This is a genomic window from Mangrovibacter phragmitis, assembly GCF_040429585.1.
GTDB lineage: Bacteria > Pseudomonadota > Gammaproteobacteria > Enterobacterales > Enterobacteriaceae > Mangrovibacter > Mangrovibacter phragmitis.
On sequence record NZ_CP134782.1, the window covers coordinates 2,555,448 to 2,570,036 of the forward strand.

The following is a 14,589-nucleotide window of genomic DNA, read 5'->3' on the forward strand; positions in this document are numbered from 1 at the left end:
CACCGCAGTAACAGTAATCTGCCAGTACTGAGCAAATTGCGCGCCGTGTCAGCCACACTGCTTCCTCTCACCCACTGCGCCCGGCGCCCGCAGGGGGCACTGGCCCCCTGCACCCCCTTTTGTGGCCAGCAAAATCGCCGCTTCGCGGACATTCGGCTTACCCCGGCGGCCTGTTCGGGTACCGCTCCGGGTCGGCTTCCTGCCTCCCGTCGCTCTGCCTGCGTCCTGCAGGCAGCCCCGGCCCGCCAGGCACGCCTCAACGATTTAGAGGCCACCCAAACCCACCTGTTTGTAAGCCAGAAGCCGCAGCAAAAACACACAAAGACATACCAGGCACAAATCCCACAACCACACCAGACAACACAAAAAAACCCCGCTACTTGCAGCGAGGGTTGTGTCGCGTAAGACCGGTGAACCGCAGAAAGGAAGACAAGGTTATTCCGCCCGGACGGCGGAATAAGGCGAAACGAGGCATGGATGCCGAGTCGAGCCGGCCGCAGGCTGACTGCCCGGAGGTGAACGCAGTGCGCAGCACCGGTCGCCCGCGAAAACGGGGATTGCAAAGGGGGCGAGCCCCCTTTAGCCCGTTCACTGGTTGTGCAGCCACATTAACCACTTAACTTCAGGTGAACGGAATCTTCACACCAGTCCAGGTGAACGGAAACAACTACACTTAAGGTGACCAGAACAACCACAAACAAACCATCACTTCTTAACCGTATCCGGAAACTCCATCTCCCCATACTTCACAAACCGCGTCCCTTTCACCAACTTGTAACCCAACCAAATCACCAGGAACAACGGAATACCAATATAGGTGGCAGCAACACTCATCCAGTCAATTTTGTCAGCTAAAAATGCCTGGTAATTCTGACCAAGTGTAATAATCAGGCAAAGCACAAACGCAAAGATAGGCCCCAATGGGAAAAAACCAGAGAGGTATGGCAAGTCACTCAGGCTATGGCCCTGATGCACATAACCACGGCGGAAACGGTAGTGACTGATGGCAATCCCCAGCCAGGCGATAAACCCCGTCATCCCGGAGGTGTTCAGCAACCAGAGATACACAGTCTGGTTACCGAACTTAGAGGTCAGGAAGCACAACCCGGCAACCACAGTCGTTGCCACCAGCGCATAGCGAGGTACACCACCTTTAGACAGGCGCGCAAAAATGCGTGGTGCTTTACCGTCACAGGCCAGGGTGTAAAGCATACGTGTGGAAGCGTACATACCGGAATTCCCCGCCGACAGTACCGCAGTCAGAATCACTGCGTTCATTACCGCCGCTGCGGACAACAAACCGGCATGCTGGAAAACCAGGGTAAACGGGCTCACGCTGATATCCGTGACATCATTACGCAGCAGGCTCGGGTCGGTATAAGGGATTATCAGGCTGATAATCAGAATAGCCAGAATATAGAACAACAGAATACGCCAGAACACCTGTCGCACTGCACGCGGGATATTTTTCGCCGGGTCTTCAGATTCACCGGCAGCGATACCGATAAGCTCAGTGCCCTGGAAAGAGAACCCGACAATCATGGCCACACCAATCATTGCCGAGAAACCACCCGCAAAAGGCGCATCGCCAACAGACCAGTTAGCCCAACCAACAGGCGTGGAGCCTTTGAAAATACCAATAATCATCAAAACACCGACAACGATAAACACAATGACCGTTGCGACCTTAATTAACGAGAACCAGTATTCTGCTTCACCAAAGCCTTTTACCGAAATGAAGTTGAGCAGGAACATAATCCCCAGGAACAGCGCACTCCAGATCCAACCAGGCGTTCCCGGGAACCAGTAGCTCATGACTAACTGCGAAGCCACCAGGTCAACAGCGATAGTCACCGCCCAGTTGTACCAATAGTTCCACCCCAGGGCAAAACCAAAGCCTTCTTCAACATAGTTTTGGCCGTAGGTTGCAAACGAACCGGAAACTGGCATGAAGGCGGCCAGTTCCCCAAGGCTGGTCATCAGGAAGTAGACCATCAAGCCAATCAGTGCGTAGGAAAGTAATGCTCCCCCCGGACCGGCCTGGGAAATCGTTGCACCAGAAGCAACAAATAACCCGGTACCAATCGAACCGCCAATCGCGATCATCGTCAGGTGGCGCGCCTTTAATTCGCGTCGTAGTTCAGGCGCTTGTGTTGTGTTTACTTCGGAAACCATAAAAAAATGTTGCCTGTCTAAAAAATGAGGCGCGATTGTAGCAGACCAACAGACCAGGAAGCGGGACAAAATAGCGGTTATAAGAGACCTTCATAATCCATGCCGGATTATTAGCAAAGGCGAAGATATAAAGGTCTCTGGCGTGACTAATATGTAAACAAACAGTATAAAATTAGTTCAATCCACGTACCGAAGCGATAAACTGCTGTAACTCTGGTGTTTCAGGCTGGGCGAAAAATGTCTTACTGTCACCTTGTTCCCACACCTTACCCTGGTGCATAAACACCACCCGATCCCCCACTTCACGCGCAAAATTCATTTCATGAGTGACCAGAATCAACGTCATACCTTCGGCCGCCAGTTGTTCCAGTACTTTAAGCACTTCACCAACTAGTTCCGGGTCAAGTGCGGAGGTAATTTCATCACACAGTAATACTTTCGGGTTCATTGCCAGTGCACGGGCAATTGCCACACGCTGTTGCTGCCCACCAGACAAATTCGCTGGCAGGTAATCTATGCGTTCACCCAGCCCCACTTTATTGAGCATTTCGATGCCCAGCTCACGGCATTCTGCAGCAGATTTTTTCAGCACCCGCCGCGGAGCCAGCATCACGTTCTCCAGCGCCGTCATATGGGGAAACAGATTAAAACTCTGAAACACCATTCCTACAGAGCGGCTGATTTCTCGCGCCTGAGATTCACGGTCAGTGATGGTCATTCCTCCCAGCTTAATGCTGCCATCCTGGTAACCTTCCAGCCCGTTCATACAACGCAGTAACGTGCTTTTCCCCGAGCCACTGCGGCCAATGATGGAAACAACCTCGCCCATTTCAATGTCCAGGCTAACGCCTTTGAGCACATGGTTGTCGCCATAGTATTTCTGAACATCATTAATGGTGATGAGCGGCATGGAATTTTTTCTCCAGATAACGACTGTAACGCGACAACGGGTAGCACAGCAGGAAATACCCCAGAGCCACCAGCCCAAACACTTTAAAAGGGGCGAATGTCGCATTATTAAGAATGGTGCCGGCTTTCGTCAGTTCAACGAAGCCAATAATTGAAGCCAGTGCAGTACCTTTAATGACCTGTACCGAGAACCCCACAGTTGGCGCAATGGCGATACGTACAGCCTGAGGGGTTACCACTCGCCACAATGTTTGACCAAAACTGAGCCCCAGGCAACGGCTTGCTTCCCACTGCCCTTTGGGCAAAGAACGAATACTCCCGTACCAAATATCCAGCAAATACGCGCTGGTAAACAGCGTTAACGCCAGTGTTGCCGCAGTCCAGGCACTGACATCAATGCCGAACAGCCCCAGCCCAAAGAAAGCCAGAAACAACTGCATCAACAATGGAGTGCCCTGAAACAACGCGACATAGCCGGTTACCAGGCGTTTCGGCCACACCCAGCGGCCCATACGTACCAGTAACAAAGGCAGCGTAACCAGTGTGCCGCATACAAAAGCTATCAGTGAAAGCATGATGGTCCAGCGCGCTGCCAGCAGCAGGTTGCGGACAATATCCCAGTCAGTGAAATTTGTCACAGGCCGTCACTCCCCAACCATTTTCGCCCGGCAACCAACAATACCTGGCGCATTGCCAGTGACAGCAACAGGTAAAGGATCGTGGTTACTACATAAACTTCAAAACTTAAAAATGTACGTGACTGAATCAGGTTGGCCTGGAAAGTCAGTTCTTCATAAGACACTTGCGATACCACGGAGGAACCGAGCATCACAATAACGCACTGGCTGACCAGAGCCGGAAAAACCCGCTTGAGCGATGGCGGTAAAATCACGCGTAAGAATGTTTGCCCACGGCTCAGCCCCAGTACACGCGCGGCTTCCCACTGCCCTTTCGGGGTAACCTGAATACCTGCCCGGATAATTTCCGTACTGTAGGCCCCAAGGTTAACTATCATGGCTATCAACGCCGCCTGCCCGGCATTCAAACGTAACCCCAAACTCGGCAAACCAAATACAATGAAAAACAGTTGCACTACAAAGGGCGTATTACGGATCAATTCCACATATCCGCCCCAGATGTGGCTCAGAACACTGGCTTTCCCACTGCGCAGCGCCGCGCCGGTTACCCCGACCGCAATCCCGCCTAATGTTGCCCAAAACGTCAGTACTATGGTGGTCCACAGGCCAGCCAGTAAGGCTGGCCAGAATGGCAACAGGGCGGCAAAATCAAGCTGCGTTGTCATTCGTTAACTCCTCAGGCACCCAGGTTCGCCGGTAACGGCGCTTTCATCCATTTTTCTGACAATTTGTTCAGCGTGCCGTCTTTGCGGGCCTGGTCAATCAGGCTGTTAACTTTGTCTTTGAGTGCCGGTTCTTCTTTTTTCATGCCGATATAGCACGGTGAGTCTTTCAGCATAAACTTCGCCACTGGCGCATGTCCCGGATCCTTACGGGCGATGGCTGCCACCACAACATTACCGGTTGCCAGATACTGCACCTGGCCGGATAACCATGCTGAAATAGTCGTGTTGTTGTCTTCGTAACGTTTCACCTGTGCGTCTTTCGGTGCAACGTCACTGAGCACCATATCTTCAACAGCACCACGGGTTACGCCCACACTTTTACCGCTCAGTGCGGCAGCATCCGGCAGCGTGGTGTCTTTCGGGCCAAATACGCCAAGGAAGAAAGGTGCATAAGCTTTGCTGAAGTCGATCACTTTTTCGCGTTCTGCATTTTTCCCCAGACTGGAAATCACTAAATCCACTTTATCGGTTTGCAGATAAGGCACACGGTTGGCACTGGTTACCGGCACCAGCTTCAGTTTCAGTTTCATCGCTGTAGCCAGATACTGCGCCATATCGATATCGTAACCTTCCGGTTGCAGATCAGTACCGACTGAGCCAAAAGGAGGAAAATCCTGGGGAACTGCAACACGTAACACGCCGCGTTTTTCGATGTCCTGTAATTGGTCAGCCATTGCCTGACCTGCCTGCACCACTAACAGTACCGCCCCAGCGAGGGACAACAGCCATTTTTTCCGCAACATCACTCACCTCATTCAAAGGATATGAAACAAAAGATTCTTGATATTGTGATTTGCAACTAATGTGCCAACGCAGCAGAAATAAAAAAAAGCCGCTTTTTTGCGGCATGTACTATAGTAAACAGGGGATTTAGGAAGTTAACAAAGTTGCACTGCATCACAATCACTCACCATAACAGCGCCATCGCACCATTTTGGCGCAACTATTTTTCGCAATAGGCCAAAAAACGGCTCAGTGCACTGGATAAGTGCTTTTGCCGGTGATGGATACGCCACAGTGTTCTGATAAGGGGAGGTAACGGGACGGCAACCCGTGCCAGAGTGCGGTTTTCCAGCTGTTCAGCAATCACCCGCCGGGACAAACAACTAATCCCCAGACCGTGGCGTACCGCGTGTTTAATTGCTTCGGAATTGCCAAGCTCCATTTCAAGGTTGAATTGCGGTAAATGAGCCAGCAGCAAATAATCCACAATTTCCCGGGTGCCGGACCCTTTTTCACGCAGGATCCACGGGGCGGCGGACAGCATTTCCAGGGTAACCGGCCCCTGGCACAACGGAGATTGTGGGGCAGCAAAGACAACCAGTTCGTCTTCAATCCAGGGTTCCGCCACAATGTCCGGGCTATGGCACGGCCCTTCAATCAGGCCGATATCGACACGAAAATCGGCAATAGCGTTAATGACGTCCTGACTATTACCCACACTCATTTCCAATGGCAGGTTTGGGTGGTCTTTGCGGTAATGGGCAATCACCTGCGGCAAAATATAATTACCTATGGTGCTACTGGCATAAACCCGGATGGCGCCTTTATCTTCCTGAAACAATTGTTCCACATCGCGGGCCTGATCCAGCAGTGACACCACGCGTGGGAACAACAGGCGCCCATGTTCATTAACCACCAGCCGTTTACCCACGCGGTCAAACAGTTTTACGCCCAGTTGCCCTTCCAGGTCAGTCAACGCGGCACTTACGGCCGATTGCGATAACGCCAGCATTTGTGAAGCCTGTGTTGTGGAACCACTTTTCAATACTTCCGCAAACACTTCCAGCTGCCGCAATGTGATATGCATGTTGTGTCTCACCCACCGTAATCTACCAGTTATTTCGATTAGTTATAAATATATAATCAATTTTATTTTTAAGCCAGCCACCCGTAGGATCGCTACATCGAAACTAAGGGGGTGACATGAGCACACTAACTATCAGCCAGCGTAAAAAGCACGGCGTAACGCACTTCATTCCCGGCCTGTTACTGACCGGGGTTATTACAGGATTTGCTCTGTGGGCAGGCAGTTTTCCGCGTGTTGCTGGTGCGGGCCTGAGCGCACTCACGCTGGCTATTCTGGTGGGCATGGTCATTGGCAACACACTCTACCCTTCTCTTAGCAGGCCCTGCGATGGTGGCGTACTGTTTGCCAAACAACACCTGTTACGCCTGGGAATAATTTTGTATGGTTTCCGCCTGACATTCACCCAAATAGCCGATGTCGGTGCCAGTGGGATCATTATTGATATTCTGACACTGAGCAGTACTTTCTTGATGGCCTGTTGGCTTGGTCAGCGTGTCTTTGGTCTGGATAAGCACACCTCCTGGCTAATCGGTGCCGGAAGCAGCATTTGTGGCGCGGCGGCAGTATTAGCCACGGAACCGGTAGTCAAAGCCGAGGCCAGCAAAGTCACGGTGGCAGTCGCTACGGTGGTTATCTTTGGTACCCTGGCAATTTTTATCTACCCGATGCTTTATCCGCTACTACAGCATGTGTTCAACGAAAGTACTTTTGGGATCTATATTGGCTCAACGGTACATGAAGTGGCACAAGTTGTTGCCGCTGGTCATGGTGTCAGCCCGGTAACTGAAAATGCGGCGGTCATTACCAAAATGATTCGCGTAATGCTGCTGGCTCCTTTCCTGTTACTGCTGGCCTCACGGGTTAAGCAACTGGCACCGGCGGGTGAAGCCCATGGCAAAATCACCATTCCGTGGTTCGCGATTATTTTTATCCTGGTGGCGATTTTTAACAGCTTTCACCTGCTGCCTGCTGTAGTGGTTAAATCACTGGTAACGCTTGATACTGTCCTGTTAGCCATGGCAATGGCGGCTCTGGGGCTGACAACACATGTCAGCGCACTGAAAAAAGCGGGTGTACGCCCACTGTTAATGGCGCTGGTATTGTTTGGCTGGCTGATTGTTGGCGGCGGACTGATTAACGTAGCGGTTCACCACCTGCTCTGAGACAGGACCTGCAATCTCTGGGTTAACCCGCTATGATAGAACGCTTGTTAATAGTGGGTTAACCAGGAAAGTCATGATGAAATATGTGGGAGCGCATGTCAGCGCGTCAGGTGGTGTGGAAAATGCGGTTGTCAGAGCCAGCGAACTCGATGCCACCGCTTTTGCCTTGTTTACCAAGAACCAGCGCCAGTGGCGTGCCGCACCATTAAGCACGGAATCCATCGATAATTTCAAAACTGCCTGTGAAGAATACCACTTTACCCCAGGGCAAATTCTGCCTCACGACAGTTACCTGATTAACCTGGGGCACCCGGTTGAAGAAGCTCTGGAAAAATCCCGTAATGCCTTTGTTGATGAGCTGCAACGCTGTGAACAACTGGGGCTGACATTACTTAACTTCCACCCCGGCAGCCACCTGTTGCAAATTTCTGAAGACGACTGTCTTGCGCGTATTGCAGAATCAATCAATCGGGCGCTGGATGTCACCACAGGCGTTACCGCGGTTATCGAAAATACAGCGGGCCAGGGCAGTAACCTCGGATTTCGTTTCGAGCACCTGGCTGCCATCATTGATGGCGTTGAAGACAAATCCCGTGTGGGTGTCTGTATTGATACCTGCCATGCTTTTGCTGCGGGCTATGACCTGCGCAGTGAAGAAGCCTGCCAGAAAACCTTTGAAGACTTTGAACGCATTGTTGGCTTCCAGTATTTACGCGGTATGCACCTGAATGATGCGAAAAGTGAGTTTGGCAGCCGGGTGGACCGCCACCACAGTCTGGGTGAAGGCAACATCGGGCATACGGCTTTTAGCTGGATCATGCGTGACCCTCGTTTCGATAATATCCCGTTAATCCTTGAAACGGTGAACCCGGATATTTGGGCGGAAGAGATAGCCTGGTTAAAAGCACAACAGCATTCGGCTAATGCAGCATAAATGATCCACTCCCCGGCCCGGCCCCGGCTGCAGGGCCGACGCCTTTTCCCTGGCACTTCCTGCCTTATTAAACAGACTGCCACGCCCATCAAAGAAAACCATTAACTCACTAATTTATAATGTAAAATCAAAAAATCATACTATTTCACATACTGACCAGGCGTAAAACACCTGGTAGTCCTCTCAAATAAACTGCCCTTACGTGTGCCCGTAAAGGCAAAAAGCCCCGGCAACAGATGTTGTCGGGGCTGTTATTCTCAATACAAACTGACCGAATTATCCTGGTGTGGCGCCGGTCATGTTGCATTAACTGTCATCAGGCCGCTGTTTTTACCAGCTCACTTTCAGGGCGTTTAATAACTGCGTACACCAGACCAGTCAGCAACGTACCGGCAATAATCGACATCAGGTAACCCAGAACCGGTGTAATCGCCCCTGGAATCAGCAGTACGAACAAACCACCATGCGGAGCCATCAGCTGTGCACCAATCGCCATTGAGATAGCACCTGTCAGCGCACCGCCAGCGATACAGCAAGGGATGACACGGATAGGATCACGGGCAGCGAACGGGATAGCACCTTCACTGATAAAGCACAGGCCAAGTATCAATGCTGCTTTACCACCTTCCTGCTGCGCTTTATCGAATTTATTGCGCGCAACCAGGGTAGCCAGGCCCATTGCCAGCGGCGGAACCATACCCGCAGCCATAATTGCAGCCATCGGACCATAGGTTTGGGTACTGAGCAGGCCTACGCCGAATGCATAAGCCGCTTTGTTAACCGGCCCACCCATATCGGTACACATCATGCCGCCCAGGATAGCCCCTAACAGAATTGCATTAGCGGTACCCATAGTTTTCAGCCAGTGAGTCAGCCCGTCCAGCAGGTGTGCCACCGGCGTACCGATGATATAAATCATCGCCAGACCAACAATCAGGCTGGAAAACAACGGAATGATCAGGATTGGCTTCAGGGCTTCCATGCTCGGTGGCAATTTCACTTTCGTGCTGATTGCTTTTGCCACATAACCGGCCAGGAAGCCTGCAATGATCCCGCCAATAAAGCCAGAACCCCCGCTGACAGCCAGCATACCGCCGATAAGGCCAGGCGTCAGGCCAGGACGATCAGCAATGGAGAACGCGATGTACCCGGCCAGAACAGGCACCATCAACGCGAAGGCTGAACCACCACCAATTTTCATCAGTGCTGCAGCCAGAGTGCCTTCCTCTTTAAATGCCTGAATACCAAACACAAAAGACAGAGCGATAAGCAACCCACCGGCCACTACCATCGGCAGCATGTAAGATACGCCAGTCAGCAGGTGGCGATATGGCCCACCAGACTCTTTCTTCGCTCCGGTTTCCGATGCTGCCAGGGAACCTGAAGGTTGGTAAGGTGTGGCTTCGTTTACTGCTTTATCCAGCTCTGATGCCGTTTTCTTGAGTGCCAGACCAGTGGATGTCCGGTACATCGGTTTGCCAGCGAACTTCGCCAGGTCCACTTCGATATCGGCAGCCACTATCACCAGGTCAGCCTGAGCCACTTCTTCTGGTGTAATAGCATTACCGGCACCAACGGAACCACGGGTTTCAACTTTAACCCACCAGCCACGTTTTTTCGCTTCGGTTTCAATGGCTTCAGCCGCCATAAAGGTGTGAGCCACACCCGTCGGGCAGGCGGTTACCGCCACCACGCGTTTAACACCACCGGCTACCGGTGTTGCTGCAGCCACTGCAGGCGCAGTGTAAACAACTGCTTTTTCCTTTGCTTCGTTCAGGAACAACTCGGGGTGCTGTACTGCACGGTCAATATTGCCTAAAAAGACTTTTTTTCCGTTCAGCGCTGTGTCGGGCTTAATCTCAGTACCAACTACCACAGCCATTTCCGCTTCATTGGGATTATCAATAATCTCCAAATTTGCTTTTTTTGCTGCGGCAGCCACCAGGGTCTTCGCGAGGTAGCAACGGGCCTGGCCTAAGCCTGGGTCGATAATCAGCAGCGTTTTCATTATGTGCCTCTCCTGCTGTTAATTTACGGGTTTAAGGTCGACTCGCGCCATCATCGCGGCCAACTGGGTACGATCGGTAATACCCACATTACTCTGGCTCACAGCCAGTGCAGCCACCGCTGTCGCCAGGCGTAATGTGTGTTCACTGGACTCACGCATCAGCAGGCCATAAATCAGCCCACCGACCATTGAATCCCCCGCGCCAACTGTGCTGACAACTTCACAGGCAGGCGGTTTGGCGATCCATTCGCCGGATGCGTTAACCCACAACGCGCCTTCTGCTCCCAGAGAAATCACCACATGAGCGATACCCTGTTCACGCAAGGCATGTGCAGCTTCAATCACATCCTTAAGGGTGGGTAACGAATGCCCCGCCCAAATCTCCAACTCACGGCGGTTAGGTTTAACCAACCATGGCGCTGCTTTCAGCCCGGCATTTAATGCTTCACGACTACTGTCGAAAATAATGCACGGACATTCACTACGCAGGCGGGTCATCCAGTCCGTAAAGGCTTCCGGGCTGACACCTGCTGGCAGGCTGCCACTGACACACACCATATCGAACTGCCCAAGCCAGCTCAGGGAGTCGCTCACGAAACGCTCCCAGTCTGCTGGTGTCACTTCAAAGCCGGAGAAGTTTAAATCAGTCACTTCACCGTCTTTTTCTGTCAGTTTTACGTTAATGCGTGTACGGCCATTCACTACCTGAAAACGGTTAGCAATACCGAGCTCACTGAATAACTGTTGAAATCCGTCCTGGTTTTCTTTGCCGAGAAACCCCCCGACAGTCACGTCGATCCCGAGGTCTTTGAGCACTTTTGCGACGTTGATGCCTTTACCCGCAGCGTGCAAACCAGTCGTACGCACGAGGTTAACTTCGCCGCGCTCGATATCTGCGCAGTAACCTACCAGGTCATAAGCCGGGTTGAGAGTAATAGTGGCGACACGTCTGCTCATGCTGCGCCCTCCCCAAGACCTGCAGCAATAGCTTCACCAACCGCTGCCAGAGCCTGTTCGGCGTCATCACCCTGAGCAGTGAAACGCAGGCGATGCCCTTGTTTAACACCCAAGGCAACCACTTTCATCAGGCTGCGACCATTGGCTGGCTTTCCTGAGCCATCAAGGTTGGTGACTGTAATGTCACTGGTAAACTGTTTGATGGTGTTTACCAGCACTGTACCCGGGCGGGCATGCAGACCATGTTCATTTCGCACCACAAATTCAGCACTGAGTACATCTTCCGGTAATGCCGCATCACTGGTCAGTACGGCCAGCAATGTCGCAGCATCTGCTTTTACCAGGCTCTCAGCCTTCTGGTTGATAAGCAAGTCACTCAGGCGGTTCAGCACCTGCAGTGGCTGATCATCTGCAACGGCTACGGTCAGCAATAAGCCCACTGGCAGGCCATCTTCTTCAACGCTCTGAGCCGGGCGAGCAATGGCAACGGCGCTTGAAAGGTTGCCATCTGTGCTATCGTTCAGCCAAATGCCTTGCCCTAAATAGAGGGGTTTACCGGCAACAGCCTGGGCCACAAAGCTGGCATCTGCGGCACCAGCAGCTTTCAGGCGGCCAGCATTCAATGCCTGCAGAGTCACCAAATCTGTTGCATTCACATCCAACGACAGGGTGTCGTTATCCAGTTTCAAGTCTGCGGCCTGGGTTTCGCCCATCAAAATCGCCCGCAACGCTTCGGCCGTTTTGGCATTTTTGAGTTGTTCAGCAACACTGTCGTCGCTCAGCACATGAGTCAGTTGGCGTAGCAAACCGAGATGTTCATCTGAACTGGCTGCAATACCAATTGCCACATACGCAACCTGGTCGTCTCCCCAACGAATCCCTTCCGGAAACTGAAAAACCTGAACACCGGTTTTCAGTACCTGATCACGGGTATCCGTTGTCCCGTGAGGAATAGCGATACCGTTACCTAAGAACGTGGACGTTTGTTGTTCACGCGCCAGCATACCTTTGAGGTAGCCATCAGCAACATTACCAGCCTGAACCAGTGCACCAGCAACAAGGCGAATAGCCTCTTCTTTATTTGCGGCTGCCGCACCGGGGTGAATATCGTGGACAGATAGTTGAAACATGAATAATTTCTCCCGCTGAAAGTGAATCGTTTCAGCTCTTACTTGAAGAATCGCGCTGCAACATTTGGATTAAGTCCAAAGGTCAGCGCTGAAACGTTTCAAGGAGTCTGATACTACTGAACGCCTTAAGCAAGTTTTCGGCAAAATCTGATGTTTAAAATTAGAGGTTCCGCACATTTCAGCAATTAGCATCGGGAAGTTGCTGAACACATCACAATTCCTCCTCAATTGTTCAGCTCTGACTTCAGCAATGGCTCACGGGAACGCCGGATCCTGTTGTTTCTCCAACGTAACATGCTGGTTTTACATTATTTTTGGTATTGGTAGCGCTATGGCTGTCTATTTGGGTAAAAGGCGCGTAAACTCCGCGGGTTTCTTCTCCATCAATACCTGTGATACCCATGTACAACCAACCCGCTACGACACCACGTCGCACGTTCAATTTTACTAACAGCGCATTCTTGATTGTCGCGTTTCTGACGGGCATTGCCGGTGCGCTGCAAACGCCTACGCTGAGCCTGTTTTTAACCAACGAAGTGCATGCCCGCCCGGTGATGGTGGGGTTCTTTTTCACTGGCAGCGCCGTAATTGGTATTTTGGTAAGCCAGTTTCTGGCAGGCCGTTCAGACAGGCGTGGCGACCGGAAGAATTTGATTATTTTCTGTTGTGCGCTGGGGGTACTGGCGTGCCTGTTATTTGCCTGGAACCGGAATTATTTTATTTTGCTGTTTGTAGGGGTATTTCTGAGCAGTTTCGGTTCTACTGCCAACCCGCAAATGTTCGCACTCGCCCGCGAACATGCCGATAAAACGGGCCGGGAAGCCGTGATGTTCAGTTCAGTACTGCGGGCTCAGGTTTCGCTGGCCTGGGTGATTGGCCCCCCTGTTGCTTATGCGTTATCTGTTGGGTTCGGGTTTGATGTCATGTACCTGTGTGCAGCCGTTGCCTTTGTCGTGTGTGGTTTAATGGTATGGGGCTTTTTGCCTTCAATGCAAAAGCAGGCTCCACGCCATGCCGCCAGTGCACCTCTGCAGGCACCACGATGTAACCGGCGTGATACCTTGCTGTTGTTTATTGCCTGCACGTTAATGTGGGGCACGAACAGCCTGTATATCATCAATATGCCGCTGTTTATTGTCGATGAATTACACCTGTCGGAGAAACTGGCCGGATTTATGATGGGCACTGCGGCAGGGCTGGAAATCCCGACGATGTTGATTGCCGGTTATTATGCCAGGCGCATGGGTAAACGTTTTTTGATGCGTATTGCTGTTGTCGCCGGGCTTGCCTTTTATACAGGTATGCTGGCAGTCTCCCATCCCTGGGCTTTACTGGCTCTTCAGTTACTCAATGCCATTTATATTGGGATCCTCGCAGGCATTGGTATGATCTATTTCCAGGATCTGATGCCAGGCCAGGCAGGAGCCGCCACTACGCTCTACACCAATACCACACGCGTCGGCTGGATAATTTCAGGCTCTTTTGCGGGGATTATTGCTGAGATTTGGAGCTATCATGCGGGTTTCTGGCTGGCACTGGCGATGTGTGTGACCACCTGTATTTGCCTTGCACGAATCAAAGATGTTTAGCTGGCCTGTAAAGGGTGTGCTCCGTGGATGCAGGTGCAAGCGCCTTCCGGCTAAAACAACACCACCAACCAAATGATGACCGTCATCACAATGGTAACCAATTGCGCAGAACCGCCTAAATCTTTTGCTCGCTTCGATAGTGGATGTATTTCCAGCGAAATACGGTCCACTACCGTTTCAATAGCAGTGTTAATTAATTCAACAGCCAGCGTCATGAAACTGCACATGATTAATAACACACGTTCTGTTTTCGTAATATCAAGACAGAATGTAATTATGAGTAACATAATATTAATAACCACAAGCTGCCGGAACGCATCCTCGGTAAAAATGGCATTAACAATACCAGCCCATGAATGGTTAATACTGCTGGTCAGGCGACTGAGGCCGGTTTTTTTGGGAATAGGCATGGGTATTTACTCAGCTAACACTGTTTACTCGGCTAACACTACAAACAGAGGTGGTATAAATAGAGTTTCCTCTTGGGATTATTAACGGCCCCTATCCTGTTTGCTGGTGTGGTGCGGATAACAACAACCTAAGGCATGATG

Annotated in this window: 13 protein-coding genes; 3 read left to right on the forward strand and 10 right to left on the reverse strand. The window is 51.5% G+C overall.

From position 1 onward, the window contains the following. Positions 1-705: 705 nt before the first annotated feature. The 6 genes from MPHASIOC01_RS12340 to yieE all read right to left on the reverse strand — a co-directional run bounded on the left by MPHASIOC01_RS12340 (position 706) and on the right by yieE (position 6,257). Positions 706-2,175 (reverse strand): amino acid permease, encoded by a 1,470-nt coding sequence (locus MPHASIOC01_RS12340; RefSeq protein ID WP_353614747.1) that lies wholly within the window; start codon positions 2,173-2,175, stop codon positions 706-708. A 172-nt stretch (positions 2,176-2,347) separates the two neighbouring features. Beyond that, on the reverse strand, positions 2,348-3,085 hold the full coding sequence (locus MPHASIOC01_RS12345; protein WP_036111638.1) for an amino acid ABC transporter ATP-binding protein: 738 nt from the start codon (positions 3,083-3,085) through the stop codon (positions 2,348-2,350). Continuing rightward, a complete protein-coding gene (locus tag MPHASIOC01_RS12350) occupies positions 3,066-3,722 on the reverse strand; it encodes an amino acid ABC transporter permease (RefSeq protein WP_036111636.1) in 657 nt (218 codons plus the stop codon). Before MPHASIOC01_RS12350 ends, MPHASIOC01_RS12345 begins: the two co-directional genes overlap by 20 nt. Then, positions 3,719-4,387 carry an amino acid ABC transporter permease gene (locus MPHASIOC01_RS12355; protein ID WP_064595044.1) on the reverse strand — a complete coding sequence of 223 codons (669 nt, stop codon included), beginning with the start codon at positions 4,385-4,387 and terminating at the stop codon, positions 3,719-3,721. Before MPHASIOC01_RS12355 ends, MPHASIOC01_RS12350 begins: the two co-directional genes overlap by 4 nt. 11 nt (positions 4,388-4,398) lie before the next feature. Beyond that, positions 4,399-5,190 (reverse strand): transporter substrate-binding domain-containing protein, encoded by a 792-nt coding sequence (locus MPHASIOC01_RS12360; RefSeq protein WP_064595046.1) that lies wholly within the window; start codon positions 5,188-5,190, stop codon positions 4,399-4,401. Between the two features lie 200 nt (positions 5,191-5,390). Beyond that, the gene (gene yieE / locus MPHASIOC01_RS12365) at positions 5,391-6,257 is read right to left on the reverse strand and encodes a DNA-binding transcriptional regulator YeiE (RefSeq protein ID WP_064595048.1); all 867 of its coding nucleotides are present in this window, start codon (positions 6,255-6,257) and stop codon (positions 5,391-5,393) included. Positions 6,258-6,373: 116 nt separating this feature from the next. Here yieE and MPHASIOC01_RS12370 point away from each other — a divergent pair, with 116 nt between their 5' ends. Then, positions 6,374-7,420, forward strand: a complete 1,047-nt coding sequence (locus MPHASIOC01_RS12370) for a YeiH family putative sulfate export transporter (RefSeq protein ID WP_064595049.1) — start codon at positions 6,374-6,376, stop codon at positions 7,418-7,420. A 76-nt stretch (positions 7,421-7,496) separates the two neighbouring features. Continuing rightward, the gene (gene nfo, locus MPHASIOC01_RS12375; RefSeq protein ID WP_064595050.1) at positions 7,497-8,354 is read left to right on the forward strand and encodes a deoxyribonuclease IV; all 858 of its coding nucleotides are present in this window, start codon (positions 7,497-7,499) and stop codon (positions 8,352-8,354) included. Positions 8,355-8,670: 316 nt separating this feature from the next. Here the strand turns inward: nfo and fruA are convergent, their stop codons facing one another. From fruA to fruB, 3 genes are read right to left on the reverse strand one after another with little or no spacing between them, the layout of a single operon-like run. Beyond that, positions 8,671-10,362, reverse strand: coding sequence for a PTS fructose transporter subunit IIBC (fruA, locus tag MPHASIOC01_RS12380; RefSeq protein WP_064595052.1), 1,692 nt, complete (start codon positions 10,360-10,362; stop codon positions 8,671-8,673). 18 nt (positions 10,363-10,380) lie between these two features. Next, positions 10,381-11,319: a 1-phosphofructokinase gene (gene fruK, locus MPHASIOC01_RS12385; protein ID WP_064595054.1), complete on the reverse strand. Its 939-nt coding sequence runs from the start codon at positions 11,317-11,319 to the stop codon at positions 10,381-10,383. Then, complete coding sequence (gene fruB / locus MPHASIOC01_RS12390) at positions 11,316-12,449, reverse strand: fused PTS fructose transporter subunit IIA/HPr protein (RefSeq protein ID WP_064595056.1); 1,134 nt, start codon at positions 12,447-12,449, stop codon at positions 11,316-11,318. Before fruB ends, fruK begins: the two co-directional genes overlap by 4 nt. 401 nt (positions 12,450-12,850) lie before the next feature. On the opposite strand from fruB, the gene setB reads away from it, so the two are divergent. Next, the gene (gene setB / locus MPHASIOC01_RS12395) at positions 12,851-14,038 is read left to right on the forward strand and encodes a sugar efflux transporter SetB (protein WP_353614748.1); all 1,188 of its coding nucleotides are present in this window, start codon (positions 12,851-12,853) and stop codon (positions 14,036-14,038) included. Positions 14,039-14,088: 50 nt separating this feature from the next. On the opposite strand, the gene MPHASIOC01_RS12400 is transcribed toward setB, so the two are convergent. Beyond that, positions 14,089-14,448 carry a diacylglycerol kinase gene (locus MPHASIOC01_RS12400; RefSeq protein WP_064595060.1) on the reverse strand — a complete coding sequence of 120 codons (360 nt, stop codon included), beginning with the start codon at positions 14,446-14,448 and terminating at the stop codon, positions 14,089-14,091. Positions 14,449-14,589: the final 141 nt, after the last annotated feature.

Coding starts and splice junctions, on each gene's coding strand:
- MPHASIOC01_RS12340 (WP_353614747.1), bottom strand. CDS start 2,175: ATGGTTTCCGAAGTAAACACAACACAAGCGCCTGAACTACGACGCGAA.
- MPHASIOC01_RS12345 (WP_036111638.1), bottom strand. CDS start 3,085: ATGCCGCTCATCACCATTAATGATGTTCAGAAATACTATGGCGACAAC.
- MPHASIOC01_RS12355 (WP_064595044.1), bottom strand. CDS start 4,387: ATGACAACGCAGCTTGATTTTGCCGCCCTGTTGCCATTCTGGCCAGCC.
- MPHASIOC01_RS12360 (WP_064595046.1), bottom strand. CDS start 5,190: ATGTTGCGGAAAAAATGGCTGTTGTCCCTCGCTGGGGCGGTACTGTTA.
- yieE (WP_064595048.1), bottom strand. CDS start 6,257: ATGCATATCACATTGCGGCAGCTGGAAGTGTTTGCGGAAGTATTGAAA.
- MPHASIOC01_RS12370 (WP_064595049.1), top strand. CDS start 6,374: ATGAGCACACTAACTATCAGCCAGCGTAAAAAGCACGGCGTAACGCAC.
- nfo (WP_064595050.1), top strand. CDS start 7,497: ATGAAATATGTGGGAGCGCATGTCAGCGCGTCAGGTGGTGTGGAAAAT.
- fruA (WP_064595052.1), bottom strand. CDS start 10,362: ATGAAAACGCTGCTGATTATCGACCCAGGCTTAGGCCAGGCCCGTTGC.
- fruK (WP_064595054.1), bottom strand. CDS start 11,319: ATGAGCAGACGTGTCGCCACTATTACTCTCAACCCGGCTTATGACCTG.
- fruB (WP_064595056.1), bottom strand. CDS start 12,449: ATGTTTCAACTATCTGTCCACGATATTCACCCCGGTGCGGCAGCCGCA.
- setB (WP_353614748.1), top strand. CDS start 12,851: ATGTACAACCAACCCGCTACGACACCACGTCGCACGTTCAATTTTACT.
- MPHASIOC01_RS12400 (WP_064595060.1), bottom strand. CDS start 14,448: ATGCCTATTCCCAAAAAAACCGGCCTCAGTCGCCTGACCAGCAGTATT.